The sequence below is a fragment of the Streptomyces sp. NPDC001843 genome, from assembly GCF_042891955.1.
Lineage (GTDB): Bacteria > Actinomycetota > Actinomycetes > Streptomycetales > Streptomycetaceae > Streptomyces.
Genome location: NZ_JBIATQ010000002.1, coordinates 635,172 through 660,055 on the forward strand (window position 1 = coordinate 635,172; position 24,884 = coordinate 660,055).

The 24,884-nt window shown below is 69.5% G+C and carries 19 protein-coding genes and 1 pseudogene; 12 read left to right on the forward strand and 8 right to left on the reverse strand.

The window, feature by feature from the left end; all coding sequences use genetic code 11:
• Nucleotides 1-184: 184 nt before the first annotated feature.
• A complete protein-coding gene (locus tag ACFYZQ_RS08225; protein ID WP_389143069.1) occupies nt 185-766 on the forward strand; it encodes a cysteine hydrolase family protein in 582 nt (193 codons plus the stop codon).
• Here the strand turns inward: ACFYZQ_RS08225 and ACFYZQ_RS08230 are convergent.
• From ACFYZQ_RS08230 to ACFYZQ_RS08245, 4 genes are all read right to left on the reverse strand, one after another.
• Nucleotides 756-1,598 (reverse strand): carbohydrate ABC transporter permease, encoded by an 843-nt coding sequence (locus tag ACFYZQ_RS08230; protein ID WP_389143072.1) that lies wholly within the window; start codon nt 1,596-1,598, stop codon nt 756-758. The two genes, ACFYZQ_RS08225 and ACFYZQ_RS08230, sit on opposite strands and share 11 nt — an antisense overlap.
• 2 nt (nt 1,599-1,600) lie before the next feature.
• Entirely contained in the window at nt 1,601-2,596 is a 996-nt protein-coding gene (locus ACFYZQ_RS08235; protein ID WP_389143075.1) for a carbohydrate ABC transporter permease, read from the reverse strand.
• A 66-nt stretch (nt 2,597-2,662) separates the two neighbouring features.
• On the reverse strand, nt 2,663-4,006 hold the full coding sequence (locus ACFYZQ_RS08240) for an ABC transporter substrate-binding protein (protein WP_389143078.1): 1,344 nt from the start codon (nt 4,004-4,006) through the stop codon (nt 2,663-2,665).
• Between the two features lie 77 nt (nt 4,007-4,083).
• Nucleotides 4,084-5,103 carry a LacI family DNA-binding transcriptional regulator gene (locus ACFYZQ_RS08245; RefSeq protein WP_389143081.1) on the reverse strand — a complete coding sequence of 340 codons (1,020 nt, stop codon included), beginning with the start codon at nt 5,101-5,103 and terminating at the stop codon, nt 4,084-4,086.
• Nucleotides 5,104-5,285: 182 nt separating this feature from the next.
• Between ACFYZQ_RS08245 and ACFYZQ_RS08250 the strand changes: the two genes are divergently transcribed.
• Nucleotides 5,286-6,641, forward strand: coding sequence for a mucin-1 (locus tag ACFYZQ_RS08250; protein WP_389143083.1), 1,356 nt, complete (start codon nt 5,286-5,288; stop codon nt 6,639-6,641).
• A 75-nt stretch (nt 6,642-6,716) separates the two neighbouring features.
• On the opposite strand, the gene ACFYZQ_RS08255 is transcribed toward ACFYZQ_RS08250, so the two are convergent.
• Nucleotides 6,717-7,718, reverse strand: a complete 1,002-nt coding sequence (locus ACFYZQ_RS08255; RefSeq protein ID WP_389143085.1) for a DUF6215 domain-containing protein — start codon at nt 7,716-7,718, stop codon at nt 6,717-6,719.
• A gap of 308 nt (nt 7,719-8,026) precedes the next feature.
• Here ACFYZQ_RS08255 and ACFYZQ_RS08260 point away from each other — a divergent pair, with 308 nt between their 5' ends.
• The 7 genes from ACFYZQ_RS08260 to ACFYZQ_RS08290 all read left to right on the forward strand — a co-directional run bounded on the left by ACFYZQ_RS08260 (nt 8,027) and on the right by ACFYZQ_RS08290 (nt 18,004).
• Nucleotides 8,027-9,064 carry a LacI family DNA-binding transcriptional regulator gene (locus ACFYZQ_RS08260; protein WP_389143088.1) on the forward strand — a complete coding sequence of 346 codons (1,038 nt, stop codon included), beginning with the start codon at nt 8,027-8,029 and terminating at the stop codon, nt 9,062-9,064.
• 138 nt (nt 9,065-9,202) lie between these two features.
• On the forward strand, nt 9,203-10,444 hold the full coding sequence (locus ACFYZQ_RS08265) for an extracellular solute-binding protein (RefSeq protein WP_389143091.1): 1,242 nt from the start codon (nt 9,203-9,205) through the stop codon (nt 10,442-10,444).
• 22 nt (nt 10,445-10,466) lie between these two features.
• Complete coding sequence (locus ACFYZQ_RS08270; RefSeq protein ID WP_389143094.1) at nt 10,467-11,450, forward strand: carbohydrate ABC transporter permease; 984 nt, start codon at nt 10,467-10,469, stop codon at nt 11,448-11,450.
• Entirely contained in the window at nt 11,447-12,289 is an 843-nt protein-coding gene (locus ACFYZQ_RS08275; RefSeq protein WP_389143096.1) for a carbohydrate ABC transporter permease, read from the forward strand. The genes ACFYZQ_RS08270 and ACFYZQ_RS08275 overlap by 4 nt, the downstream gene beginning before the upstream one ends.
• Nucleotides 12,290-12,399: 110 nt before the next feature.
• Complete coding sequence (locus ACFYZQ_RS08280) at nt 12,400-14,148, forward strand: amylo-alpha-1,6-glucosidase (protein WP_389143099.1); 1,749 nt, start codon at nt 12,400-12,402, stop codon at nt 14,146-14,148.
• Nucleotides 14,145-15,998 (forward strand): RICIN domain-containing protein, encoded by a 1,854-nt coding sequence (locus tag ACFYZQ_RS08285; protein ID WP_389143102.1) that lies wholly within the window; start codon nt 14,145-14,147, stop codon nt 15,996-15,998. Before ACFYZQ_RS08280 ends, ACFYZQ_RS08285 begins: the two co-directional genes overlap by 4 nt.
• A 122-nt stretch (nt 15,999-16,120) precedes the next feature.
• A complete protein-coding gene (locus ACFYZQ_RS08290; RefSeq protein ID WP_389143104.1) occupies nt 16,121-18,004 on the forward strand; it encodes an SMI1/KNR4 family protein in 1,884 nt (627 codons plus the stop codon).
• A gap of 41 nt (nt 18,005-18,045) precedes the next feature.
• On the opposite strand, the gene ACFYZQ_RS08295 is transcribed toward ACFYZQ_RS08290, so the two are convergent.
• Both ACFYZQ_RS08295 and ACFYZQ_RS08300 read right to left on the reverse strand, forming a co-directional pair.
• On the reverse strand, nt 18,046-18,873 hold the full coding sequence (locus ACFYZQ_RS08295) for a maleylpyruvate isomerase family mycothiol-dependent enzyme (protein ID WP_389143106.1): 828 nt from the start codon (nt 18,871-18,873) through the stop codon (nt 18,046-18,048).
• A 322-nt stretch (nt 18,874-19,195) separates the two neighbouring features.
• Entirely contained in the window at nt 19,196-19,960 is a 765-nt protein-coding gene (locus tag ACFYZQ_RS08300; RefSeq protein WP_389143109.1) for an SDR family NAD(P)-dependent oxidoreductase, read from the reverse strand.
• Nucleotides 19,961-20,293: 333 nt separating this feature from the next.
• Here ACFYZQ_RS08300 and ACFYZQ_RS08305 point away from each other — a divergent pair, with 333 nt between their 5' ends.
• On the forward strand, nt 20,294-21,571 hold the full coding sequence (locus tag ACFYZQ_RS08305) for an MFS transporter (RefSeq protein WP_389143112.1): 1,278 nt from the start codon (nt 20,294-20,296) through the stop codon (nt 21,569-21,571).
• 112 nt (nt 21,572-21,683) lie between these two features.
• On the opposite strand, the gene ACFYZQ_RS08310 is transcribed toward ACFYZQ_RS08305, so the two are convergent.
• Nucleotides 21,684-22,997, reverse strand: coding sequence for a helix-turn-helix domain-containing protein (locus ACFYZQ_RS08310; protein ID WP_389143115.1), 1,314 nt, complete (start codon nt 22,995-22,997; stop codon nt 21,684-21,686).
• Nucleotides 22,998-23,446: 449 nt separating this feature from the next.
• On the opposite strand from ACFYZQ_RS08310, the gene ACFYZQ_RS08315 reads away from it, so the two are divergent.
• Both ACFYZQ_RS08315 and ACFYZQ_RS08320 read left to right on the forward strand, forming a co-directional pair.
• Complete coding sequence (locus tag ACFYZQ_RS08315; RefSeq protein WP_389143118.1) at nt 23,447-24,118, forward strand: glycoside hydrolase family 11 protein; 672 nt, start codon at nt 23,447-23,449, stop codon at nt 24,116-24,118.
• Nucleotides 24,115-24,807: pseudogene (locus ACFYZQ_RS08320) on the forward strand (polysaccharide deacetylase family protein); the annotation flags it as partial. The gene ACFYZQ_RS08315 and the pseudogene ACFYZQ_RS08320, both read left to right, overlap by 4 nt.
• Nucleotides 24,808-24,884: the final 77 nt, after the last annotated feature.

Below are 24,884 nucleotides of genomic sequence, written 5' to 3' on the forward strand. Positions count from 1 at the left end.
GATGCAGGGGTCCTCGAGCGGAACTCCCGAGAGCGCTATCGAACGTGCGTCCGCCGCACTGTCCTGATGGCACGTACCAAAGGCCGGGCGCCGTCTCCCCGAGGGCGGCGCCCGGCCCGTTTGTCGGTGGCCCGGCCTACTGTGGGGGAGCCCCAGGATCCGCGACGAGAAACAGGAGGTTCCCATGACGACCCTGCCCGATCGGCCGAACACCGCACTGCTCGTCATCGACGTCCAGAACGGGGTGATGGCAGGCGCGCACAACCGCGACGGCGTGATCGCGAACATCAACACCTTGGTCGGCAGGGCTCGCGCGGAGGACGTGCCCGTGATCTGGGTGCAGCACTCCGACGCCCGTCTCCAGCGGGACAGTGAGAGCTGGCAGTACGTGTCGGAGCTGGTCCGGCATGACGCGGAGCCTGTTGTCCACAAGGCTTACGGGGACTCGTTCGAGGGCACCCGGCTGGAGGAACTGCTCGCCGAGCGTGGGGTGGGCAGGCTCGTCGTCACGGGCGCCCAGACCGACGCGTGCATCCGCTCGACCCTCCACGGCGCCTTCGTCCGAGGGTACGACGTCACGTTGGTCGGCGACGCACACACGACGGAGGACCTCACCGAGTACGGCGCACCGGCCCCGGACCAGGTGATCGCGCACACCAATCTCTACTGGCAGTGGCAGAGCGCGCCCGGGCGCACCGGGGGCACCGTCGACACGGCGAAGGTGACCTTCGCGACGGACGACCAGCCGACCGGTGTCAGCCCTTGACCGCGGAACTGGCGACGCCCTGGACGAACCAGCGCTGGAAGAACGCGAAGACGACAAGGACCGGCAGCACCAGGAGGACGCCGAAGGCGAGGATCTGACCCCAGTCGGGCGGCTGTTGGCCCTGGAAGACGCTCATCTCCAGCGGAAGCGGACGTACCGACGGGTCGGACACCATCAGGACCGGCCAGAGGAAGGAGCCCCACTGGGTGAGGAAGGTGAGGATCGCCACCGAGGCGAACGCCGGCCTCGACATCGGAACGATGACGGCGAAGAAGGTGCGCCAGGGACCCGCACCGTCGAGACGGGCGGCCTCCTCGATGCTCGGCGGGATCTTCCGGAAGAAGGTCTGGAACTGGTAGATGGAGAGGGCGTTGGCGATGAAGGGGATCGCCTGGATGAAGAGCGTGTTGCGCTGGTCGTTGAACAGGTAGAAGAGCGGTACGGCCACCGACTCGAACGGGACCAGCATCAACAGCAGGACCAGGGCGAGGACGGCCTTTCTGCCCCGCCACTTCAGCCGTGAAAGCCCGTAGGCCGCCATGGAGTTGACGAACAGGCCTCCGGTCACGACGACGAACGCGACCAGCAGCGACACACCAAGGAAGCGCCAGAAGTACCCGGTGCTGTCGGAGTTCAGGCTGTCGAGCACAGCCGCGTAGTTGTGGAAGGACAGGTGCGTCGGCAGGAAGCCGGACAGGCCGTTCAGGACCTCGTCGGATGGCTTCAGGCTGCCCAGGAACAAGTAGAGGACGGGCAGCGAGAAGACGAACGCCAGCAGACTCAGGACGGTGTAGTCGAGCAGGCGGCGCACAGGGGTGCGGGTCGTGGCCATGGTCAGTCCTCGTTGTCGGGCCGGACGACGCGGCGCTGGATCAGGGTCAGGGCGACGACGATCAGGAAGAACACCACGGTGATGGCGGCGGCCTGACCGACGTTGTTCTGGTCGAAGGCGGTGGTGACCGCCTGGTACATCACGGTCCGTGTCGCGTCCTCGTCGAGTCCGCCACCCCGGATGAGGACGTAGACCTGGTCGAAGACCCGGAAGGAGAGGACGGAGGTGAGCAGGGCGACGAAGGTCAGGGTGCCGCGGATTCCCGGCAGTGTGACGTGACGGAACTGCTGCCAGCGTGAGGCGCGGTCCAGTCGGGCGGCCTCGTACAGCTCACCCGGGATCTGCTGCAGGCCGGCGAGCAGGATGACCATCTGGAAGCCCACGCCCTGCCATACCGACAGCACGATCACCGAGGCCATCGCCGTGGCCGCGTCACCGAGCCAGTCGAAAGCGCCCCAGTTGCCCAGACTCGCCGCGTGCAGAAGGGAGTTGAGCATGCCCTGGTCACTGCGCGCGAGGATCAGCCGCCAGACGACGGCGACCAGCGCCATCGGGAACACCACCGGCAGGAAGAACAGCGATCGGAACAAGCCGATGGCCTTCAGCTTTCGGTTCAGCAGGATCGCGAGGGCCAGGGCGAGACCGGTCTGCAACGGCACGACGACCACGGCGAACGTCAGGTTGTTCAGCAACGACCGTAGGAACGGACCCGACAGGTCCGGGTCGGTGAACAGGCGCCGGTACTGCTCGAGCCCGAAGAACGTGGGCTGCAACGGTGAGTTGAGACGCACGTTGTAGAACGAGAGGACGACTGCGTACACGAACGGGACACCGACGAAGGCGATCAGCCCGGCGACCGCGGGAGCGGCCATCAGCAGCCCGTGGACCCCGCCACGGTCACGGCGCGAAGCGGAGCGGGCGGACGAGGCGGCGGGAGTCGGCGCGGGCCGGTTCTGCCCGGCCGTGACGGGAGCGGGTACGGATCCGACGGATTTCACGGGAAGTCCTGTTCCCGGCGGGGGCAGCCCGCGGCGCGCGCGGTCCCGCCCCCCACCGATGCGCTCTTACGGGATCTGGTAGCCGGCGTTGTCGGAGAAGTCCCGGTCGATGGCACGGGCGGCCTTGGACAGGGCGTCCTTCGGGTCGGCGCCGCCGTAGACGGAGTTGAGGGCCTCGCTGAACTGGGCGGTCACGGTGGGGTATCCGGCGGTCAGCGGCCGGGTGACGGCGACGCAGGACTTGGTGATGCGCGTATCACCGCAGGGTTTGGCGAGCTGCTCCGCGAACAGCTGGAGCGGGCCGCCCTTCCTGTACAGGGGGCTCTTGGCGAGCGCGCTCCTGGTGGCGGGCGGTGCGCCGTTGGCACTGGTCATGGCCTTCACGTTGGCGTCGTCGAGGAGTGCGTCGAGGAAGGCGCCGGCGGCCTTGGCGTTCTTGGTGTCGGCGCCGATGCCCCAGGCCCAGGAACCCTGCCCCGTCTTGGGGCCGTTGCCGAAGTCGGGCAGGGGCAGGACCACCATGTCCTTGCCGAGGGCGGCGCTGTAGGCGGGGTACATCCAGTGGCCGACCCAGCTGAGCGCGACCCTCCGCTTGGCGAAGGCGTTGCCGTCGGTGTTGGCGTCGACGTAGGGCTTCCAGGACTGGAAGGTCTTCAGCGCCGAGACCGCCGCCGGTCCGTCGAGGGCACCGGACGCCTTGCCGTCCTTGAGGAGGGCGCCGCCGGCGGACCAGACGACCGGCGCGAAGCCGTACGTGCCCCACTCGGTGGCCAGGCCGTTGCCCTCCTGGATGTCGAGGACCTTGCCGTCGGCGTCCTTGGCCTTGAGCGCTTTGAGGGCGGCGGTGAACTGTGCGGCGGTCCAGTCGTCGGACAGACCCGTGGGGTACTTCACTCCGGCGGCGTCCAGCAGCTTCTTGTTGCCGTAGACGCCCAGCCCGGAGTCGTACATGCCCAGGCCGTAGTGCTTGCCGCCGATCGCCCCCTGGGCCTTGTTGGCATCGGTGGCGTTGGCAAGGGTGCCCTGGGAGACGTAGGAGTCCAGCGGGGCCAGCTTCTTGTTGTAGACGAAGTTCGCCATGGTCGGGCCGTCGAACTCCAGCACGTCCGGCAGCTGGGAGGCATCCGTGGCGGTGATGGTCTTGGTGTAGTCGTTGGCCGGTATGAGCCTCAGCTGGACCTTGATGTCCTTCTGCGCCGAGTTGAAGGACTTCACCGCGTTCTGCAGCGCGGCGTCCTCGCTCTTCTGCCCCTGGTGCGCCCAGACCCGGATGGTGCCCTTTCCGCTGCCGGCCTCGGCGGAGGCCTCGGCACCTCCGCTCCCGCCGCAGGCGGCCAGTGCCGCCAGGGGCAGGGCGAGGGCCAGGCCCGTACAGGCCGCGTGACGGAACCTTCTGCGTCCGGCGTTCATAGGGGGCTGCCTCCGTACGTGCGTCAGTGTCAGATGAGGGTGGTGGTGACGGAACGGGTGTGGGGGAGCGCCGCGGATCACTGGGGACCGCGGGGGCGGGGCGGGGCGGTGGTGTCGCGGAGCACCAGCCGGATGGGCATCTGCACGTGGCCGTCCGGTGCGGTGCCGGGGTCTTCGAGTTGCCGGAGCAGCAGCCGGGCGGCCTGCGTTCCCTGGCCCGAGACGGGCTGGGCGACGGTCGTCAGCCCGATCACCTCGGCCAGTTCGTGGTCGTCGAAACCGACGACGGACACGTCGTCCGGAACCTTCAGCCGGTGTCGGCGCAGTGCGCGCAGCGCGCCCATAGCCATCTCGTCGGACTGGGCGAACACGGCTGTCGGCGGCCGGGACACACTCAGCAGCTCGGTCATGGCCCGCTCGCCGCCGTCGACCGTGTAGCCCCCGTCCGCCTCCAGCGCCGGGTCGTGAGCGATACCGGCGTCGGTCAGGACGTCCAGGAACGCCTGACGGCGCTCGACGGGGGTTGTCCAGTGCAGCGGCTCACTGGCTCCTGAGATCATGCCGATCCGGCGGTGACCGAGGTTGACCAGGTGCCGTACGGCGCTGGTGGCACCGGCGTGGTCGTCGATGCCGACAACGGTGAAGCCGTCCCGGGGGCCGCCCACGGTCGTCGCCAGGGGCACCCCCAGCGAGCGCAGCACCGCGGCCTCGTCCTCGTCGGGGATGAGCAGGGACAGCACCGCGTCCACCCGCTTGCGCACGGGCAGCTTGGTGAAGAAACGCTTGCGTGTCTCCGGCGTCCCGAGGTTGTAGAGCAGGACGTCGTAGCCGGCGGCGCTGAGTTCCTTCTCGGCGGCGTCCAGCACCGTACCGAAGAACCAGCGGCCGATGTAGGGCGCGATCACGCCGATGGTGAAGGTACGGCCGCTGGCCAGGCTGGAGGCCGACCGGGAGGCGGTGTAGCCGAGCGAGGCGGCGACGGCCGTGATCTGGGCCCGTACCTCGTCCGACACGCCCGGCCTGCCGCGCAGCGCGCGGGACACGGTGGACGCGGAGACGCCGGCGGCGCGGGCGACGTCGGTGATGCTGACCGTCAAGGCGCACTACCTCCCGTTGTTCTCACCTCGGTGCTGTCTGTGGGTGACGTGACCGTAGACCCGGCCACGTCGTTGCGCAAGCGTTTGCGTTCAGATTTACTTGGGCCGATTCTCAACCGAGACGTTCAGTACCTTTGAACAGCGCACGCGTTTGAGCGCTGCCCAGCCGACAGGAAGTGCGCATGCGATACGCCCCGCCCGGCCTCTGCGTGAACGACTTCGCTCTGCTCCGCGACGACGACGACACATACGTGGTGCTGCATCTGCAGGGCCCGTGGACGGACGAGTTCGACCACCTGCGGATGGAGACGTCGTACGGCCGCGCCACCTCCTCCGACCTGGTCGGCTGGCAGCCGCAGGGCGCCGCCTTCGGCAACGGCCTGCCCGGCCGCTTCGACCAGCAGGCCGTGTGGACCATGCATCCCATCCGGTACGGCGGCGGCATGGCGATGTTCTACACCGGCGTCCGCGGCCTCACCCCGGGCGGCTGGCCCCTGCAGTCCGTCGGCCTCGCGTACTCCGCCCGCACCGACGGCACCGGCTGGCGGCGCCACGGCACCGGCCCGGTGGCCGAAGCCGACTCGCGCTGGTACCGCACCGGTGAACGCATGGGCTGGCGCGATCCGTTCGTCGTACCCGACGACGAGTCGGACGGCTGGGTGATGGTGGTCTGCGCCAGCGACGCCTCACTCCCGGTGGATGCCGGCGGCTGCGTCGCCTGGGCGACCTCCGACGATCTGGAGCACTGGACGGTCCACCCCCCGCTCATCGCGCCCGGAGACGTCGACGAACTGGAGTGCCCGGTGCTCGAACGGCTGGCCGACGGCAGTTGGCTGCTGCTGGGTTCCATCGGCGCCACCCGCGGCTTCGAGGCATGGACCGCGCCACGGCTGCGCGGCCCCTGGACCCGCCGAGGCCCCCTGGGCCCTACAGGCTCCTATGCCCCTCGGGTCATCGGCGCACCCGACGGTTCCCGTGTCGTCCTGCACACGGCACCCCGCCGCGTCGGCCTGACCGACGACGGCGCCCCCTGCCGCGGCATGCTCGCCCAGCCGAAGCTCCTGGTCACGCCCGCACACGGGGCACCGCGCCTGGAATGGTGGCCTGGACTGGACCGCTGGCTCGGAGAGCCGGGCGGCCAGGCTGCGCTGCACGCGGTCGGCGACCTCACCGTCTCGGGCCCCGTGGAGGTCGCTCTGCGCGCGGAACGGCCGGACGGTGGCCGCCCGGCCCTCACTGTCGGTTACGACGGCGTGGACATCTGGGTCGCGGGTCCCGGCGGAACGCGCATCACGGAAACCCGGTTGACCGAGCCGGCCCACGCTCTGCGCATCCTCACCGTGGGCGAGTACGTGGAGGTGTACGCCGACGGCGTCTTCGTGCTGACCGGCACCTGCTACTCCGGCCATCCCGTGCCCTGGACGGTGCTGAGCGAGGACCGTACCCGGGCGGTGCCGGTCCGCCCGGTGCGCATTCCCTCACCGGAACGTGACGACGCCTCGGCTGTCTGGCCGGGACCACCGCACGGCGCCGCATGACCGTTGCCTGCTCGGCACTGGCGTCCGTGCCCGCGGTGACCGGAGCTCTCTTCGCGCCGAGAAGTTCTCGGCGTCTCAACGCACAGCCCGTCCGGGGATCGTCGGAAGAACCTTCTCGGCGATGTCGAGGAGAACGCTGTCGTCGGGGAGGGCTCCGGACGTGCTCCACACGGTGATGTCGTAGTAGCCGCCCCGGTCATGACGGTCGAGGGCCACGGACAGCGTCCTGGCCAGGGGACCTTGTTCGACAGGTCCGCCGGATCCGCCACTCCCGAGATCGATCTCGAACTTCATGGTGTGGTCGGAGGAGAAGACCGCCGGCCGGCCGAGAACCGTGAGTGTCTTGACGTTCCTTTCGTCGCCGGTCCTCATCAGTTTCCCGTACCGGTCGGTCGACAGCCCGTTGTACGTGGCCGAGACATGCACGGTGTACGTCTCGAAGCTGACCTCGGCCTCCGGCTGGGCGACCTTCCCATCAGTCAGGGGAGCGGTGTTGCTGGTGCCGGAAGCGTCGGTCGCGGTCTCTTCGGGCGTGCCGAGGAGCTCGGCCAGGTCCGGCCGGTTGAGCGCCTTGCACAGCTCCTCGCCGGTCACGGGCTGGGGGGCTTTCTCGTAGACCTTCGGCAGCTCCTCGTGTTCCCCGTCCGAACACGAGGCGGGCTGAGCGGTGCTGTCGTCGGACGACATCACGTGCGGGGCGACCCACAGCACCCCCGCGAGGGCCCCGAACACGGCCACGGCAGCGACGGCCTGGCCCCACGCGTTGGGTTCCTTCTCCGTGGTGTGCGGGCCGGGTCGCGGCCCGGCTGCGGCCCCCGCGGACAGGGTGACGGCATCGACAGCCGCCCCCTCTGCGGAGGCCGCCGGACTCGGGTTCCGGCGTGCGCGCAGGGCCCGCACCACCGTGTGGACGCGTATCGCGGTGAACACGAGGAACACTGCGCCGAGACCGGCCGCGACCCGGTCGTGATCGCGGACGGCGAGATACAGGATGCGTACGCCGAGAACGGACCCGACCGCGATGAGCAGGGGCTCACGGACCCAGAACGGCAGAAGACGGAGGAGTAAACCGAGCATCCGGCGATCTCACCAGGACAAGACCGGATGCGCCGTGGTGGAAGCCACAGTTCCGGGCGCGTTCAAAGCTCGCCGTCGTGCCGATGCCCGCACCTGGCCTGTCGGTGGGCAGGGCGAACCCGGGCGGGCCGGGCCCCTCGCCAGCACCCCGTGACGTTTCCCGGCCACACGAAAAATTCGGTGCGAGCCGTTGACACCCGCCCTGGTAGCTCCTAATTTCACTGCACGCGAACCGGTTCGATGGTGGGCACCTCATCAACTGCATGCCAAAGTCGAACCGCTTCGACCACTCACACCAAGGAGTGCTCGTGAACATCGGTGAGATCGCCAAGCGAGCTGGTGTCTCGCGGAGCACCGTGTCGTACGCGCTCAGCGGCAAGCGGCCCGTGTCCGAGGACACCCGCCGGAAGATCCAGCGGGTCATCGACGAGCTGGGTTACCGGCCCAACGCGAGCGCCCGGGCCCTGGCCAACGGGCGGACCAGCACCATCGGTCTGGTCTTCCCGCCGGCCGGGAACCACTACACCGGAATGCAACTGGATTTCATCGGCAGTGTCGTGGAGGCCGCAGCGGCGCACGACTACGACGTCCTGCTGTCGCCGAGCGGCGTGGACAGTGACCGTTCGTTCCAGCGGCTGCTGGGGGAGCGGCGGGTCGACGGCGCGATCCTGATGGAGATCAGGCTGGAGGACGACCGGGTCGACCACCTGGCCGAGCTGGATTTCCCCTCCGTCGCCATCGGCCGCACGGCCCACCCGGAGGGCGGCTGGTGGGTCGGCCTGGATCACACCGCGCTGGTGGCGGCCTGCGTTCACCACCTCGCGGACCTCGGTCACACCAGGGTCGCCTTCGTCAACCGGCCCGAGCAGCTCCTGCAGGCGGGGTACGAGTCCGCGCACCGGGGACTCGAGGGCTTCACCAAGGCCGCGGCCGAGCGCGGGCTGACGGTGCGGACGTACTGCTGCGGGGACGACGCCGCGTCCGGCCAGCTCTGTGTGGAGCGGATTCTGCACGACGACCCGGCCACCACGGCCCTGGTCACCCTGAACGAGGCCGCCCTGGGCGGCATCTACCGCGGGCTCGCCCAGGCGGACCGCCATGTGCCGCGCGACTTCTCCGTCACCGGAGTCGTGGCCGGCAGATGGGCGGAGACGGTGACCCCGCAGCTCACCGCGGCCGACGTGCCGGCGGAGGAGATGGGCCGCCGAGCCGTCGACCTGCTCGTCGAACGGCTCGGCCGTCCCGGCGCCTCCCCCCGGCACCATCTCCTCACGCCACCGATCTCGTTGCGGGCCAGCACCGGGCCCGCCGGCGGCAACCCTGCCGTCCAGGCACCGCCCTCCTGACCGCACATCAACGTCCAGATCCCCCTTCTCCCTCTTCCTCCCTGCACGGGCACCCAGCCCCCGCCGCCGTTCGGTGTGCCCGCTTCCCCCACGTCACCCCTCCCACGGCACCTCCGTGCCAAGAACGAAGGACCTGCCATGCACAGCTCCTCCAGACGGCTCCTCGCCGCCGTGGCCGTCTCGACCGTCGTCGCCGTCGTCGGCACCGCCTGCTCGTCCGGATCGGGCAGCACCGACAGCAAGGGCGCCGGCAGCGGCACGTACACGATCTGGGACCCGTACCCGCAGTTCGACAAGACCTCGGCCTGGGCGAAGCTGCTGGACGAGTGCGGCACCAAGGCCGGGGTGAAGATCAAGCGGACCGCCTTCGACACCAGCGACCTGGCCAACAAGGCACTCCTGGCCGCGCAGCAGGACAACTCCGCGGACGTCCTCATCGTCGACAACCCCGTGGTGTCGACCCTGGCCGAGGCGGGAGTGCTCACCACGACCGGGGACAACAAGCTGGACACCTCGAACGTGGACCCCAACCTCCTCGCGGCCGGACAGTCGGGCGGGAAGACGTACGGAACGCCCATCGGTGCCAACACCCTCGCCCTCTACTACAACAAGAAGGTCCTCAAGACGGCCGGTGTGGACGTCGCCTCGATCAAGGACTGGAAGTCGCTGACGGCGGCGTTGGCGAAGGTGAAGAAGGCGGGCAAGAAGGGCATCACCTTCTCCGCGATCGGCACGGAGGAGGGCAGCTTCCAGTTCCTGCCGTGGTTCTGGGGAGCGGGCGCGAAGCTGACCGAGCTCGACTCGCCCGAGGGTGTTTCGGCGCTGTCGCTGTGGAAGAACTGGCTGAAGAAGGGCTACGCCCCCAACTCGGTGCTCAACAACACCCAGACGACCAGCTGGCAGGAGTTCGCCAGCGGCGACTACGCCTTCGCGGAGAACGGCACCTGGCAGCTCGCCAACGCCGAGAAGGCCGGATTCGACTACGGCGTCCTGCCCGTCCCCGGCGCCTCGGGCGGGACCGCCGCGGCCCCCACCGGTGGCGAGTTCGTCACCATCCCCGTCCAGGGCGACACGGGCCGCTACGCCACCTCCCAGAAGCTGGCGACCTGCCTGACCAGCACCCAGAACCTGTACGACACCGACACCACCCTGTCCTACGTGGCCCCCACCAGCGAGGTCCAGGACAAGCAGGTCGCGGCGAACCCCAAGCTGAAGCCCTGGGTGGACGCGGTCAAGTCGGCCAAGGGACGCACCAGTGACGACCTGGGCACCAAGTACCCGAAGATCTCCGAGCAGATGTGGAAGGCCGTCCAGTCCGCCCTCAGCGGGGCCGAGTCACCCAAGGACGCGTTCACCAAGGCCCAGTCGGCCGCCAAGTAGCCAGGAAGTGTCCGGTCCGCAGATGAACCACACGACACAACTGCCGGACCGCCGGTCCGCGCCTGCCCGGGACGGGGCGGTCACCGCCGCCCCTTCCCCGGCACACGCGCGAGCACGGCGCCGTCCGACCTCGCCGCAGTGGGCCGCCTGGGGATTCCTCGCCCCGGTGACCCTCTACCTCGTCCTCTTCTACGCCTATCCGCTCTACCGGAACATCGATCTCAGCCTGCGCAACTACACCGTCCGCTCCTTCGTCCAGGGCAACGCGCCCTTCACGGGCCTGAAGAACTACCGGACCGTCTTCGACGACCCGACCTTCGCGCCGGCGCTGCTGCACACCGTGGTGTTCACGGCCGTGTGCCTGCTCTTCCAGTACGCCATCGGCCTGGCACTCGCGGTCTTCTTCAACCAGCACTTCCGGCTGTCGGCCACGCTGCGAGCCCTGTTCCTGGTGCCGTGGCTGCTGCCGCTGATCGTCTCGGCGTCCACCTGGTCGTGGATGCTCAACAGCGACTCCGGGATCGTCAACGCCGCCCTGCACATCCTGGGCATCGACCCGGTGAACTGGCTGACGTCACCGTCGTGGTCACTGGCCTCGGTGATCATCGCGAACATCTGGATCGGCGTCCCGTTCAACCTGGTCGTGCTCTACAGCGGCCTGCAGTCCATCCCCGCGAGCCTGTACGAGGCGGCCGCTCTCGACGGAGCGAACGCCTGGCACCGCTTCTGGCGCATCACCTTCCCGCTGCTGCGCCCGGTGTCCGCCATCACGCTGCTCCTCGGCCTGGTCTACACGCTCAAGGTCTTCGACATCATCTGGATCATGACCAAGGGCGGTCCGGCGGACTCGTCGACCACCTTCGCCACCTGGTCGTACCGGCTCGGCTTCGGCAACCTGCTCCCCGCCTTCGGCCCCGGCGCGGCCGTCGGGAACCTGCTCGTGGTCGCGGCCCTGGTCTTCGGCCTGATCCACGTCCGGGCCCAGCGGAGGCAGGCGCTGTCATGACGAGTTCGCCATGGGTCCTGAACCGTCGTCGCCGTGCGTGGGGGAAAACGACCGCAGGCGTCCTGCTGACCGCGGTCATGCTGTTCCCGGTCTACTGGATGATCAACGTGTCCTTCACCCGCGACCAGGACATGCGCAAGAGCCCACCGGACCTGCTGCCGATGCACGGCACCCTGACCGGCTACCGCACCGTCCTCGACGAGCAACTGCCCTACCTCGGCACCAGCCTCGTCGTCGCCCTGGGCACGGTCGTCCTGACCGTCGCCCTGGCCGCGCCCGCCGGCTACGCCCTGGCCAAGCTCCGTCCGCGCGGCGGTGGCATCCTCAGCTTCGCCCTGCTGGCCGCCCAGATGATCCCCGGCATCATCATGGCGATGGGCTTCTACGCCATCTACCTCAGCCTCGGCCTGCTCCAGTCCGTGCCCGGCCTGATCGTCGCCGACTCCACCCTGGCCGTTCCCTTCGCGGTGCTGATCTTCACCGCCTTCATGTCGGGCATCCCCGGCGAACTGCTCCAGGCCGCCACGATGGACGGCGCCGGAACCTGGCGTACCTTCCGGTCGATCGTGCTGCCCATGAGCCGCAACGCCGTCGTCACAGTGTCCCTGTTCGCGTTCCTGTGGTCGTGGTCCGACTTCGTCTTCGCCAGCACCCTGGTCAACGGCGGTGCGCATGAACCGATCACCCTCGGCATCTACCACTACATCGGCAACAACAACCAGGAGTGGAACGCCATCATGGCCACCGCCGTAGTGGCCTCGCTGCCGGCCGCGGTCATCCTCGTACTCGCCCAGCGCTACGTCGCCGCCGGCGTGTCCGCCGGAGCCGTCAAGGACTGACACCGGAGCGCCCGGACGCGGCGGCGCCGTTGACGAGCCGTCGCGCGAGCACCGGTGACCCCGACCGGCAGACCGCCGAACACTCCGCCCAAGAAATGAGTGCCGCCTTCATGACCGCTGCCCCGCCCGGCCCGGCCTTCTCCGTCCACGACATCCCGTTCAGCACGTACGGATCCTGGTTCGGCATCTCTCCCGTGCTGGCGGAGAAGACGCGCGCCGAGGACCTCCACCTGGTCTCGCACCAGAACGGCATGCACGCCGTCCTGCGCCTCGTCCCCCTCGACGCGGTGACGGGCGAGCGGGCGGAAACCGTCGTGCGGGCGACACCCAGCCTGCTTCGCTGGACCGGCGCGGACGGCCGCATCGACCTCGCCTACGAGTCACCGGACACCGTACGCGCGCGGGGCCAAGGGCTGGGCCTCCGTGTCACCGCGGCGGCGCAGACCCTCACCCCCTTCAGCGGAACCTACTTCTACCGTGACCCGGTGGACGGCACCCACACGTTCACCTCCTACGAGACCGGCCGCCGCTACCGGATCACCGTGCTGTCCGGCACGGTCGCCGAGGTGTCCGGCGTCCAGGCCCTGGGCGCCGGTGACCGCGGCCTCACGGTCACCGCCGAAGCCGACGGATCGTGGGAGATCGCGGTAGAGGAACTCGACAGTGCGCGACGGCCCTACCGCCCTTCGACGTCCTTCGGCGAGGTCATGGAGGCCGCGCGGCGCTCGTTCGCCGGGTTCGTCGACGCCGTCGCCCCGTGGCGTTCGGCCGGCACACCGGCGGCCGAACTCGCCGCCTATGTGGTGTGGTCCGCCACCGTACGCCCGGCCGGCCTGGTCACCCGTCACGCGGTGCTGATGTCCAAACACTGGATGGACAAGGTCTGGAGCTGGGATCACTGCTTCAACGCCCTCGCCCTGGCCTGCGGATCCCCCGGCCTCGCCTGGGACCAGTTCTCACTGCCCTTCGACCACCAGGACGAGGCGGGAGCCCTGCCCGACTCGGTCACGCACTCCGAGGTCCTGTACAACTTCGTCAAACCCCCCATCCACGGCTGGGCCCTGTGGCACCTTCGCGAGCGGCTCCCCGAACCCCTCGGCCGGACCCAACTGGCCGACGCCTACGACCGGCTGGCGCGCTGGACGGACTTCTGGCTCACCGCACGGCGTACACCCGGCGCCGCCCTGCCCCACTACCAGCACGGCAACGACAGCGGCTGGGACAACGCCACCACCTTCGACCCCGAACGCGTCGCCGTCACCGCCGACCTGGCCGCCTTCCTCACCCTGCAACTGCGTGTACTCGCCGACGTGGCGAACGAGTTGGGGAAGCCGGACGACACCCGCCGGTGGACGCGAACGGCCGAAGCCACGCAGGCGGCGATGCTGGAAACGCTGTGGACCGGCGACCGGTTCGTCGCCCGCTCGGCCGACGGCTCGGACACCTGGAGCAGTGCCGGCCTCCTCGACCTGATGCCCATCGCGCTGGGCGAGTACCTGCCCGAGGACATCAGCGCCGTACTGGCCGACCGCATCGAAGCCCACCTGACCCCGCACGGCCTGGCAACCGAACACCCCAACTCACCGCTCTACCTCTCCGACGGCTACTGGCGCGGTCCCATCTGGGCCCCCGCCACGATTCTCATCGAGGACGGCCTGCGCCGCGCCGGCCACCAGCGTCTCGCGGACGACATCAGCGCCCGTTTCCGCGCCCTGTGCGAGACCAACGGCTTCGCCGAGAACTTCGACGCCCTCACCGGCACCGGCCTGCGCGACCGCGCCTACACCTGGACCGCCAGCAGCTACCTCCTCCTCGCCGAAGCACACGTCCACCGCCAGTCATCAAGGAGCCGCACATGAGCCCGTCCCGGACACTCCTCAGAACGCGAAACCGCACGGGACGCCGAGCAGCGTCGTGTCTCGCAGCGCTCGCGGCAGCACTGGCCACCACGCTGCTGCCCGCCACCCCGTCGCAGGCCGCCGACACCGGTGTCACCGTCGACTTCGCCACCGCCGGAGGCGCCCCGGCGTACCACGCCTCGGGCATGATCTACGGGCTGACGCCGGACGGCTCACTCCCGCAGGACCACTTCTTCAAGGACATCAAGTGGCACTTCATGCGGGCCGGAGGCGCACAGCTCAACAGCGGCGGCTACGCCACCAGCCTCGCCGACTACCAGACCCGATGGGCCTCCACCCTGGCCCAGTACAAGCGCACCACCACCCTCGGCGGCACCTTCGTCCTGCTGCCCCACGACCTGTGGGGTGCGGACGGCACCACGAGCCAGGGCTGGCCGGGGGACAACGGTGACTGGACGCAGTTCGACAACTTCGTCACCCAGCTCATCAGCGATGTCAAGGCCAACAACATGACCGTCGAATGGGACCTGTGGAACGAGCCCGACGGCAGCGGCTTCTGGAAGCCCTCGCAGACGCAGTACCTGCAGATGTGGTCGCGTTTCTACGCCAAGGTGCGCGCCGCCTTCCCCTCCCAGCTCATCGTCGGCCCCAGCATCGCCGGTCAGCCGAACTCCTCCAACACCTGGTGGACCACCTACCTGAACTACGTCAAGGCCAACAACGTCGCCCCGGACATCTACAGCTGGCACGACGAGCCCGGCGACCCGGCGATCGACGTCGGCCGGGCCGACTCCACCCTCGCCGCCGCGGGCCTGACCAACACCCGGGCGTACCAGATCAACGAGTACGCGACGCTGTCCATGCAGTCCCCGGGCGGCGGCGCCTGGTTCATCGGCCGGCTGGAGCGGGCCGGCGCCGACGGACTGCGCGGCAACTGGGCGTCCGGCACCAACCTGCACGACTACGAGGCGAACCTGCTCACCAAGAACAGCGCCGGCCAGTACCTGCCGCTGGGGGAGTGGTTCATGTACCGCTACTACGGCTCGCAGACCGGCAACATCGTCAAACTCACGCCCGGCACCGGTACCGACGGCCTGGCGACCAAGGACAACACCGCCAAGAACGCCAAGGTGCTGCTCGGCAGCAGCGGCAACACCGGCACGGTCACCGTCAACCTGACCGGCCTGAACACCACGTCGGTGGTGGAGAACAGCCAGGTCCGCGCCGTCGTCCAGCGCGTCCCGTACAACAGCGGCGCCGCCGTCACCGGCCCGACGACCATCTCGGACACCACCCTGACGGTCAGCAACAACGCCGCCTCGGTCTCCCTCCCGTGGACGAGCGCGAAGGACGGCTACACCATCACTCTCCTCCCGCCGTCCAACACGACCGTCTCCACCGTCGCGGTCAGTGAGAACAGCGGCCAGTGCCTGGACGACACCAACCTCAGCACCGCCAACGGCACGCAGTACCAGCAGTACTACTGCGAGGGCGGCTACCAGCAGATGCTCGACCTCAAGCCGGTGAGCGGCAGGACCAACACGTACACGGTGGTGAACGAGCTCAGCGGCAAGTGCCTCGACGTCTCCGGCGCGTCCGCCGCGGACGGTGCCGCAGTCATCCAGTACACCTGCAACGGCGCCACGAACCAGCAGTTCACCCTCAACCCAGTCACCGCGCTCGGCAGCAGCCAGGACTACCAGCTGGTCGCCGTCCACAGCGGCAAGTGCGTCGACGTCAGCAACGTCTCCACCACCGCGGGGGCGAAGATCCACCAGTGGACCTGCGACCCCGCGAGCGCACTGAGCTCCAAGAAGAACCAGATCTGGAGGCTCACCGGCAAGAACTGAACGGACCGGACGGCCCCGCGCACTCACATTCTCGGAGAGCTCGGGGCCGTCGCGCGGGCCGCCTGCGAGTGGGCGAAGAGGTGAGGGGCGTCGTTGTCAGTGCCGGGTGACACCATCCGGTCATGAGTGCAGAGTCTTTCAACTGGCATGCGTTCCTGGCACGTTGGCAGGAGGAGTGGGTTCCGCGCGCGGACGACGACGGACAGAGCGTCGTTCCCCTGGGCAGACCCGGGGCGGACGAGGCGGCGATCGCCGCGGCCGAGGAGCGGCTGGGGCGGCGACTGCCGCCCTCGTACCGGGAGTTCCTGGCCGTGAGCGACGGGTGGCACGTGGAGCAGACGGCCGGGGTCTATCAGCTCGGCGGTGCCGCGGACATCGACTGGTTCCGGGATCCGCACGGCATGACCCCGCTGTACGAGGAGAATCTGGGCGACCACCCGCGCGAGGAGGACGTTCTGCTGGCCGGGATGTGGCAACGGGCGCTACGGCTGGAGACGGACTCCGACATGTCTTACGCCCTGCTCGACCCGGGCGACCGCGACCAGGACGGCGAGTGGGCGCTCTACGTCTACAAGGGCTGGAGCGGTGAGCTACCGGACCGCTACCCGTCGTTCCGCGCCTACATGGAGGCGATGTACCGAGGCTTCCACGGTGACCGGGCGCAGAGCCCCGACTTCGTGAACGCGACCACGCGCGCCCAGGACGCCCATGTGGAGGAGGCCCGCCTGCTGGCACTGCGCGGACGGTACGAGGAGGCCCTGCCCCTGCTCGAGGAGGCGCGGTCCTTCGGACGGCCACGGAGCGCCGTCCTGCTCGACCAGCTCCGGCATCTGCTGGCTCCGCACAGCTCCCGGGGGTACGGCGATCTGGTGGCCGACCCGCGCTACCTGCCGGAGATTCTGCCTGTGGAGGCGATGGAGCCGGCAAGTGGCCAATGGCGGCTGGGCGGAGACGACCACTGGCTCCGGATGATGGCCGCCCGTGGAGCGGCCCGCAAGACCGCCGAGACCGTGCTCAGCGCGATGCGGGACGGCACGCACCGCTACGAGCCTGACGGGCCATGGGGCCGGGCCGTCACCGAGGCCCGGGAGGCGGCCCGCTGGGGGGCGACCGACGCCGCCTGGCGGCTGTTGCGGGACGCGCTCCCGCAGTGGGTGGCACCCGGACCTTTGCTCATCGCCCCGGTCGGCCTGCTCGCCGATCCGGTCCTGGGGTCGCTGATCACCCCGGAGCGTGGGCGGGAGATCCTCGCGACCCCGCGGTCAGGGGAGACGGGCCCCGCTCCTGAGCCGGTGCCCGATCTCGACCCGCCGGGCCTCGCCTGGCTGACGGGGCCCGCGGTGAACGGGCAGCCGCTCGACGGGTACCGCGGTGTCTGGGTCGAGGGCGTCGACCCAGCCCGCCTGCCCGCCCTGATCGGTGAGGAAGGTGCCGACCTGAGCGCGCCGGCGGATGTGCGCATGGCGTTCTGGCGGGCACCCAGACCCCACGAACGCGAGGGCGTGGAACCGTGGGAAGACCGGGCTGTGGTCGCCATCGGTCGCACTGCCGAAGCCTGGGCCTTCGCCTTCGACGTCTACTCCCACCACTACATGAACAAACTGTTCCAGTCCCCGGCTCCGGCCGCCTCCTCGTGCGGCCGCGCGGTGGTGGTGTGGCGCGAACCGAGGGGCTCTTCCCCGGGCGGCCGCCCGACCGCCTTCCACCTGTCGGTGGCCGAACACGGCGAGGAGGTATACGCGTTCACCGTGCGCGGTACGGAGATCCAGCGTTCTGGTGCGATACCCGAGGCCCTGGACCCCGCAGTGTTGTTCCGCCGGGAGGGCGACGAACTGGACTGCGAACGACGTGCGTTGGAAGCCCTGCACGCCGAACTCGGACTCTCGCTGCCCCGTTTCGCGCTGACCCGGGGCAAGCTCCCCACCTTAACCACCCGGTCATGGACACGGGCGCCACGCGCGGGGGAGGGGTACGCCTACATCCGCTTCGTGCGGCACCGGCAGTGAACGCGTGGGGGCAGGGGCGTGGATGCCGGCCGGTAGACAGCTCAGGGCGCTGTGAACAGGGACGGGAACCGGGGTGCCAGCCACGGCCGGGGGCCCCAGGCGAGAACCTGCCCCCGGGCGATGGCACGCCAGGGATTGAGCCGGCCGAGCGCGATGAGCAGGAAGGCTACGGGGTCGAGCAGGATGGTGCAGTCCGTGCGCCGCGACGGCGCCCCCGGTGTCACCTGCACGGCGCCGCCGGACAGAAACACATCGAACCTCTCGCCCCCGCGCAGCTGGATCCGGTAACGGGCCGTGAGCCCGGCCGTGTTCGCGGTGTTCGCGACACGCGGCATGACCGACAGCATGAACGGCATGCACAAGCCCACCCGCGCCGGGTCGACCATGTGCGGACGCCTCACGGCACGGGCCAGGTCGTATCCATGGCCGAGCATGTGCGTGAGCAGGTACGACGCCAGAACGGAACGGTTCATCGGGCCCAGGGGCGTGGTCGGTGCCGGGCCGTCCGCCGGAGGGAGTGACAGAGCGTCCAGGAACGCCTCGGCCTGTTCCGTGATCATCCTTGCCAGAGGCTCCGCCCGGCGCTCTGCGAACACGGCGAGGGACTCCTCGTTGGCCCTGGCGAGGCTCTGCGGCGTTCCGTCGCCGTAGGGGCGTTCCCGACCGGCGGCCAGGTCTGCCATCAGCTCGTTGGCCAGGGCCAGGTGAGCGGCGGCCTCTCCGACGGTCCACTGCGACCCCGGCACGGCAAGCGCCGTGTCGTTCGCACTGCGCACCAGTGTGGCTATCTCCGCGGCAGTGCCCCGGATCGCCTGCCCCAGCCCGTCGGGCAGGGGCCACGAGCCGTCCTGTCGTACCCTCGTGTGCACGTTGCTCGCTCCACTCCCGACCCGACCGGCACGCCCAACGCGCCTGTGGCGCTGGTACCCAACCAGACTCGGGTCCGCACGGCAACTAAGGAGGCGGCGGCTACACCTCTCCGGTGGCGTCCGCTTCGTAGGCGCATGGATACCCGAGCCTATGGCGGGCCGCCGCATCCGCACTTCCCCGACATCCGCGACTCCGGCGGCCAAGCTCCGCTCCTGAGTGACGAGCTGACCACGCGCCCCCCTCACTCGCCAGGCCTCGGTAGCCACCGAGGCGGAGTCATGGAACGATGTGCCTGGATCCGCCCAGTGACCGGGACCGCGGTCAGGCGGCGGCGCCGCCATCGATGACCAGGTCGCTGCCGACCATGGAAGCGGCATCAGGCGAGGCCAGATACAGCACGGCTGCCGCGACCTCGGCGGTGGAGGAGACCCGCCCCAGCGGCAAGGCGCGCTGCGTCCGGGCGGCGCGGTCGGCGTCCGTCTCCCCCGGCCGCAGCGACATGGTGGTGTCGGAGGGACCGGGGCTGACTGCGTTGATACGGATCCCGTCGGCGATGTGGTCCAGAGCGGCCGCCCGGGTCAGGGCCGAGACTGCCGCCTTGGTGGCGATGTAGCCGGCCACGCCCGGGACACGGCGGTGCGCGCCGAGGTTGGAGGCGACGTTGATGATGGCGCCGCCGGTGGGCTGTTCACGCATCCGGCCGACTTCCGCCTGGAGGCAGAGGAGTACACCGGTGACATTGATGTCGAGCAGGGTGCGCCAGTCCTCCTCGGGGAGATCGGCTACGGGAGCGCCGCCCCGGAAGACCCCCGCGTTGTTGACGGCGACATCGAGGCCGCCGAAGAGTTCGACGGTGCGGTGGACCAGAGCCCTGACGTCCTCGGAGCGGGTCACGTCCGCGGTGACCGCGGCTGCCGTGCCGCCCTCCTTCTCGATCAGAGCGACCGTCTCGTCGAGTGAAACCTCCGTACGTCCGGCCGCGACCACGGAGGCTCCCTCGGCGGCGAAAGCGAGAGCGACGGCCCGGCCGATGCCGGAGCCCGCGCCGGTGACAAGGGCGGTCTTGCCGGTGAAGCGCGCGGTCATGGTGATGAGTCCCTTGGTCGGCAGTCGGTTACTTGGTGCGGGTGTCGAGGAATGAGGAGGCGGCACAATGCAACTGGACTGACCAGTCCATAACTCGCCGACGTCTGGCGTCTGTTGGTGGCGGTATGGCCGCTCTGGTCACTGCTCGGACTCTAGGTGAGATTGGAACGCTCGGTCAATTATGTTCTCGTGAAGCGCTGGCGATATTCGATTGCGGTCCAGCCCGGGATCTGAGTACGGTTCACGCATGTTCATTACGTCCCGTGTTTCTTAGCTCGGACACCAGCTTCGACGTCACCCTTGTGTCCTTGAGCTGTTACGGAGCGTAACTTCGTGAATATCCTTCGCGGTCCCGGCCTGTTCCGGAACCGGGACTTCTCGCTGCTGCTGAGCGGCCAGCTGGTCTCCGCCATCGGTGACCAGGCCCATTTCATGGCCTTGCCGCTGATCGTGCTGGCCCTCACCGGGTCGGCCACCCAGGCCGGGGTCGTACTCGGCCTCGGCACCCTCTCCTTCCTGGCCTTCGGGCTGATCGCCGGTGCCCTGGTCGACCGGTGGGACCGCAAGGCCACCATGATCTGGTGTGAGTTGGGCCGGGCCGTGCTCATCGCCGGCGTCGTCGTTGCGCTGTGGCTGAACCAGCTCACAATGCCCCAGCTGTATGCGACAGCCGTTCTGGCCGGGATCCTGGCCACTCTCTTCCAGGTGGCGAACACGGCGGCGCTGCCCAACGTGGTCGGTCCGCGACAACTGTCCGCCGCGCTCGCCTACTCGCAGGCCGCGTCCAGCACAGTGAGCATCTTCGGCGCCTCACTCGCCGGTGCGCTCTACGCCCTCGGCAGGACCGTGCCGTTCGCCGTCAACGCGGTTTCCTTCGCGGTGTCCGCCGCGTCGCTGCTCCTGATGCGTGCCCGGTTCCAACTGGACCGGCAGGAAGTGCGGACGACGTCCCGGCTCACCAGCGAGATCCGAGAGGGGCTCGGCTGGCTCTGGCGCCAGCCGGTCATCCGGTTCCTCACTCTCGTCTCGGCCGCCGACAAGGTGCGCTACGGCGCCGGGTACCTGTTGATCATCACCCTCGCCCGGCAGGTGGGTGCCTCGCCGCTGTGGATCGGCGTCATCTTCAGCGGCGCGGCGGTCGGTGCCCTGGCAGGGGCGCTTGTCTCGGAGAGGGCCACACGCCGCTTCCCGCTCGGCCGGATCGCCGTGGTGATGATGTGGCTGGAGGCCTTGATGTTCCCCCTGTACGCGCTCGCGCCCAACCCGCTGCTGCTGGCAGCGGTCGCGGCCGCCGAGTCGCTGGTGGCTCCCGTGTATACGGTGGCCATGACCAGTCACCAGCTGGCCGTCACCCCCGATGAGTTGCGGGGCCGGACCACGAGCGCGGTCTCGACACTGACCACGGGAGCCCTGTCGATCGGCACGCTCGCAGGCGGCGCGCTGATCACCACGCTGGGCGCCAAGCCGCTGGTCTGGCTCTGCGGAGCATGGCTGTTCATCCTGGCCGTGCTCACCACGGCCAACCGGGCCGTGCGGCAGGCGCCGCCGGCAGGCGCGCTTCCGCAGCGGAAGGCCGCCGGCACGGCCAACACCGTCGACATGACTGGCTGACCCAAGGCTGCGGCCACCGTTGATCGTCAGTGAGTGGGAAAGCACTGACGGCCCGGCGGTGGCCACTGCCCGAGGACGCCTCATGGGACCCGATGACGTCCTCGTCGAGCCCCTAGCCGTTGTAAGGGACCCAGGCGCGCCCGCCCGCGTCGTTCGTGCCGTACCAGTAGTGGCGCATGCCTTCGATGCTGGTCGTGTGGAACGGGCGACCGTGGTCGTCGATGCGGACCGTGCCGGTGCGGCCCTGCGAGGACCAGTCGAGTTCGAGATACCAGCGGGCGTCGTAGGCCTGGGTCGTCGCGTCGACCAGCAGCACCTCGGGGTCCTCGGCGGAGACTCGGTACGGGAAGTGCACGGCCGGGATCTTGTGTTCGCTGTCGGAGCTGTCGGCGCCGTCCTTCGGGCGGGCGATGGGGCGGTCGACGTCGAGGTTCACGGTGAAGCGGCGGGGCGCGAGGTCGCCTCCGCAGCCCTGGCCCGTGGAGTAGGCGGTGCCCCGGGCCGGGTTGCCGCGGCTGACGACGCGGACGCGGAGCGCCTCCAGAACCACAGCCGTGGACGACCGCCCCTGCACCGATATCTGCACCATCGTCTGCCGCCCGTGCACCGCGCCCTGCGCCGCCGCCCACACCCCGGCGTCCTGCTGCACCGGCGGAGGAGGCACCTGGGCGGGCGGCTTGTCGATGACGTAGTCATGGATGCAGCCCAGCTCCCAGACCTGGGAGTCGGCGCTCCAGGTGAGGGGCAGACCAGTGGGCTTCGCGGCGGAGGCGGGGCCACTGCCGGTGGCGGAGGGGGCGGGGTCCTTGTGCCGGGGGCCGTGTGACGCGGAGCTCCGGGAAGGCGAGGGGGCGGAGGGTTTCGCCGGGAGGTGGGGTGCGCCGTGGGCGGTCGTCCGTGGGCTCGCCGAGCCGGGGGTGTCCGCCTCGGCGGAGCGGTCGTCCGGCAGGGCGGACATGCTGCTGCCCAGAGCGGCCAGCAGCGCGCAGGCGACGACGGTGGCCGTCAGGACTCGTCGGCGGCGGTGCCGGGGGCGGGGAGCGGGGGAGGGGGCGGGCCTGTCCGGGTTGGGATCGTCCCCGGGTCGCTCCGCGGAACTGCTCGCCTCGCCGAGTGCCCCGTCCGCAGCCGGCGCCGGAACTCCCACTTCCGCCGCACCGGTGGTACGCACTCGCTGCCGGGCCGCCACCGCCGACAGCCACAGCCGGTGCAACTCGAGCCGTTCCTCAGGTGTCGCCGCGCAGAAGGCGGCGAGCCGTTCCACGGGTGCGAAGTCCTGCGGCACCGCCTCGCCCGCGCAATACCGGTGCAGCGTGGAGGTGTTCATATTGAGGCGGCGAGCCAGAGAGCCGTAGCTCCGACCCGTCCGGTCCTTCAGCCGGCGCAGCAACGCCGCGAACTCCTCGACATCGTCCCGAATCGACACCGTTCCCCCGTCGTCGGCCCGTGATCCCGTATCCCAGGCACTCACATACCTGCACGTCAGATGGGCTGGGATGGTTCCATCCGCCAAGAATCGGCAGGGCGGCCCGGCACCCTGGACCGCCCCTCGCACCGTCAGTGGTAAGCCGGTCCGACACCATTTCCCACGTACCTCCACGTCCCCGACGTCGAGAGAGGCCGCCGCCAACGGCGATTCGAAAGTTTCGAAGCTAGGTCGGCGAGCTTCGATCTATTGGTTGGGCCTACTGGATCCCACTTTGGCCAATTCACTCGTCCAGGTGCTTTCATCAGCCGAAATCGAGATCAATCCGCTGAGTCTTCGTGCACGAATGTTTCGAATTGGTTGCCGAAACTGTTGACAGGTGGAATGGCTGGGCCAACACTCTTGCCCGCCACCCCACACCCCCACAGGCCTCGAGGAGGCGACACGAAGTGAACGCATTCGATCACGCGCTGAGTCGTAGGAGCGCAGGCGCCCTGCTGCTGGGCACAGCGGCCGGGCTGGCCCTGCCCGGTACCGCCCGCGCCGCCACGGTCATCACCACGAACCAGACCGGCACCAACAACGGCTACTACTACTCGTTCTGGACCGACTCGCAGGGTACGGTCTCGATGACCCTGGGCTCCGGCGGCAACTACAGCACCAGCTGGCGGAACACCGGCAACTTCGTCGCCGGCAAGGGCTGGAGCACGGGCGGACGACGGAACGTGACCTACTCGGGCAGCTTCAATCCGTCCGGCAACGGCTACCTGTCCCTCTACGGCTGGACGTCGAACCCGCTCGTCGAGTACTACATCGTCGACAGCTGGGGGAACTACCGGCCCACGGGCGCACACAAAGGCACCGTCACCAGCGACGGCGGCACCTACGACATCTACCAGACGACCCGGTACAACGCTCCGTCCGTCGAGGGCAACAGGACCTTCAACCAGTACTGGAGCGTACGGCAGTCCAAGCGGACCGGCGGCACCATCACCACCGGCAACCACTTCGACGCCTGGGCGCGCGCCGGCATGCCCCTGGGCAACTTCAAGTACTACATGATCCTCGCCACCGAGGGGTACCAGAGCAGCGGCAGCTCCAACATCACGGTGACGTCGTGAAGGTCGTACGACCGCTCACGGCGCGTCCGTCGGCGGCCGCCGTAGCGGCCGTGGCGCTGGCCGTCGCCGGCGCGCTCACCGTCGGCGCCGCCCCGTCCCATGCGGCCACCTGCTCCGGCTACGTCGGACTCACCTTCGACGACGGCCCGTCCAACGCGCATACCCCGGCCCTGCTCAACGCCCTCAAGCAGAACGGGCTCCGGGCGACCATGTTCAACGAGGGCCAGTACGCGGCCGCTTACCCCGCTCAGGTCCGGGCCGAGGCGGCCGCCGGAATGTGGATCGGCAACCACAGCTACACCCATCCGCATCTGACGGGTCTGAGCCAGGCGCAGATCGACTCCGAGATCTCCCGCACCCAGCAGGCGATCGCGGCGGCCGGTGGCGGCACGCCCAGGCTGTTCCGTCCGCCGTACGGCGAGACCAACGCCGCCGTCAGGGCGGTGGCTGCCAAGTACGGTGTTACACAGGTCATTTGGGACGCCGACTCGCAGGACTGGAACGGTGCGAGCACCGACGCCATCGTCCAGACCGTGTCCCGGCTGACCAACGGCCAGGTCATCCTCATGCACGAGTGGCCGGCCAACACGCTCGCCGCGATCCCGCGCATCGCCCAGACCCTGGCCAGCCGCGGCCTGTGCGCCGGCATGATCTCCCCGCAGACGGGCCACGCCGTCGCTCCCACGGGCTGAACCTCCCATGCCCCCCAGGGGCTGAACCGGTCCGCGCCACCGTCGGTACGGCGGTCCGCACGCCGTACCGACTG